Annotated in this window: 4 protein-coding genes and 1 pseudogene; 3 read left to right on the top strand and 2 right to left on the bottom strand. The window is 61.4% G+C overall.

Annotation, left to right across the window (positions count from 1 at the left end; all coding sequences use genetic code 11):
- A partial coding sequence (locus NDI87_RS17415) for a carbon starvation CstA 5TM domain-containing protein (protein ID WP_296276860.1) occupies window positions 1–504 on the top strand: 504 nt, incomplete at its 5' end.
- Complete coding sequence (locus NDI87_RS17410) at window positions 497–706, top strand: YbdD/YjiX family protein (protein WP_296160085.1); 210 nt, start codon at window positions 497–499, stop codon at window positions 704–706. The genes NDI87_RS17415 and NDI87_RS17410, both read left to right, overlap by 8 nt.
- A gap of 35 nt (window positions 707–741) precedes the next feature.
- On the opposite strand, the gene NDI87_RS17405 is transcribed toward NDI87_RS17410, so the two are convergent.
- Both NDI87_RS17405 and NDI87_RS17400 read right to left on the bottom strand, forming a co-directional pair.
- On the bottom strand, window positions 742–1149 hold the full coding sequence (locus tag NDI87_RS17405) for a nitrous oxide-stimulated promoter family protein (protein WP_296276859.1): 408 nt from the start codon (window positions 1147–1149) through the stop codon (window positions 742–744).
- Window positions 1150–1220: 71 nt separating this feature from the next.
- Window positions 1221–2306, bottom strand: coding sequence for a phosphotransferase (locus tag NDI87_RS17400; protein ID WP_296276858.1), 1086 nt, complete (start codon window positions 2304–2306; stop codon window positions 1221–1223).
- A gap of 98 nt (window positions 2307–2404) precedes the next feature.
- On the opposite strand from NDI87_RS17400, the pseudogene NDI87_RS17395 reads away from it, so the two are divergent.
- Window positions 2405–2757, top strand: a pseudogene (locus NDI87_RS17395) (LPS-assembly protein LptD); the annotation flags it as partial.

Below are 2757 nucleotides of genomic sequence, written 5' to 3'. Positions count from 1 at the left end.
TGTGTGGGCGCCTGGGGTTACATCCTGTACCAGGGCGTGGTCGATCCGCTGGGCGGCATCAACAGCCTGTGGCCGCTGTTTGGCATTTCCAACCAGATGCTGGCCGGTGTCGCACTGATGCTGTGCACGGTGGTGCTGTTCAAGATGAAGCGCCAGAAATTTGCCTGGGTGACCATTCTGCCGGCCTCCTGGCTGCTGCTCTGCACCCTGGTGGCAGGCTGGCAAAAAGTGTTCGATGCCAACCCGAAGATCGGCTTCCTCGCGCTGGCCAACAAGTTCCAGGCAGCGATCGACCAGGGCACGGTGCTGGCACCGGCCAAGAACATGGCCCAGATGGAACAGATCGTGTTCAACAACCAACTCGATGCTGGATTGGCGCTGTTTTTCATGTTTGTGGTGGTCAGCATGTTGTACTACACCGTCATCGCCTGCGTAAAGGCCTCGCGCACCAACCACCAGACCAGTTGCGAGACCCCGTACCAGGCGATCCCGGTCAATGGCTAGTCTGTTCTTCAACGACCTGTCCACGGTAGGCAAGTACCTGGGACAGGCCGCCCGGCAAATGGTGGGCGTACCCGATTACGCCACCTACGTCCGGCACCGGCGCATCACCCATCCGGGTGAGCCGATCATGACCGAGCTGGAATTCTTCAGGAACCGCCAGGAAGCCCGCTACGGCTCGGGCCGCTCGGGCGGCTGTTGCTGATCCGTGTCGGGGGCTTGACCGCTAATCAGTTGGAGTCAGGGCTCGTCGTTTCGCGAGTGCTCTGACCCGCGATGTCTGGTTGGCAACATCGGTACGGGCCGCCGGTCGGCCAGCAAATGTAATATTCCCAGAACCGGGTGTCTCAGCAGCATGCGTGGCCCAGCCCAACGCATCACCACCCGGATTCTTTCGCGCATGTCTTTGTTGTAACAGTGCACGACGCACTTGGCACAATTTGGTTTGGCGTCGCCAAACACGCAGCGCTGCAAACGGCGCTGGGCATAGTCAAACAATGCAGAGCAGTCGGCGCATAGCGCGTCGTTGCCATGACCATGATGATGGCTTGAGCAATACATCGAGATCATCAGCTGGATCGTTTTGAGTTCGCGCACGCGCCGGATGAACTGCTTGTCTGTTGTGAATTCGACGAACTGATTTGACATCGGGTTGACTCTTGATTTTTCTGAAGGGCGCCAAGCCAGACGACGCCAGGCAGGGCGTGGCCGCCGTTGTTCTATTGCCGCCCAAAGCCGAAAACGGCGGGCTCCTCGATGCCTTCGACCTTTTCCACCAGCCGCAGCAGCGGTTTGAGTTCGCGGTAACGGGCGCAGGTAGCGCGGATGTAAGTGATGAAACGCGGCGTGTCGGCCAGGTACTGGGGCTTGCCGTCGCGCAGCGTCAGGCGGGCAAAGATGCCGGCCACCTTGAGGTGACGCTGCAGGCCCATCCACTCCACACCGCGGTAGAACTCGCCAAAGTCGTCGCCCACCGGCAGGCCGGCCTGGCGCGCTTTTTCCCAGTAGCGGATGGTCACGTCCAGGCAAAAGTCTTCGTCCCAGCTCAGGAATGCATCGCGCATCAGGCTGGCAATGTCGTAGGTGATGGGGCCGTACACGGCGTCCTGGAAGTCGAGCACGCCCAGTGGGTCGGTTGGTGCCTGTCCTGCCATCAGGTTCCTGGGCATGAAGTCGCGGTGCACAAAGACGCTGGGCCAGCGCAGGTTGTGGCGGATGATCTCCTCGAAACTCTTGTCGAGCGTCTGGCGCATGGCATCGTCCATGACCACGCCCTTGTGCCGGCTGATGTACCAGTCGGGAAACAGCGCCAACTCGCGGCGCAAAAGCGCTTCGTCGTAGGGGGGCAACACGTCAGGCTGTGAACTCAGTTGCCAGGCGATGAGCGCGTCCACCGCCTGCAAATACAAAGGCAGGTTCGCTTGGGGCTGTTCACGGTTGATGACCTGCATCATGGTCTGCGTGCCCAGGTCGGTCAGCAGCATGAAACCCAGCGGCTCGTCCCAGGCCAGCACCTGCGGTGCGTGCACACCGGCAGCGTGCATCAGCGCCGCCACCTTGACAAAGGGCGCGCTGTTTTCCTTGTCGGGCGGCGCGTCCATGATGATGCGGCTGCCGTCCTGGGCGTCAATGCGGAAATAGCGCCGGAAACTGGCGTCGGCCGAGGCCAGACACAGGCTGTCAGGCTGCAAACCGTGCTGGACGGCGGCGGCCGTCAGCCAGCGGGCAAACTGCCCGGCGCGGGTGGGATCGTTCCAGACAATGGCGGCTTGCGTGGGATTTTGGGGAGTAGTGGCGTGGCTCATGGATAATCCATTCTACAAATCTGTCCAGCCCTCTACCGCGCCTACTTCATGCCCGTTACCGTTTTCGAACCATGCGCGTTTTCCAAATGCCTTGCCTGATGCCAGACACGCCCGTGTTTAAGCAGCGGGGGCACGCCCTTGCGCTGCGCCTGAGCGTGCTGGCCACGCTGCTGCAGTCGGCTCTGGTGAGTGCGCAACAGAGCGCTGATGCGCCTTTGATGCTGCAAACCAGCCCCCTGTTGCAAGAGCAGATTGCACCCGGGGTGCGCGGCAGTTTGCCGAGCTTTGTTTCGGGCCAGCACATCACGGGGCGACCGGACCTGGAAACACTGGTAGAGGGCAACGCCATGCTGCGCCGCGGCGACATGGTGATCAAGGCAGACCAGCTGGAGTACGACCAGCCCACCGATTTGGCCAAGGCACGGGGTCATGTGTTGATCAACCGCGCGGG

Origin of the sequence: Rhodoferax sp. (genome assembly GCF_023701345.1) — a bacterium.
Classification (GTDB): Bacteria; Pseudomonadota; Gammaproteobacteria; order Burkholderiales; family Burkholderiaceae_C; genus Rhodoferax.
This window is presented reverse-complemented; position numbering and strand designations above follow the sequence as displayed.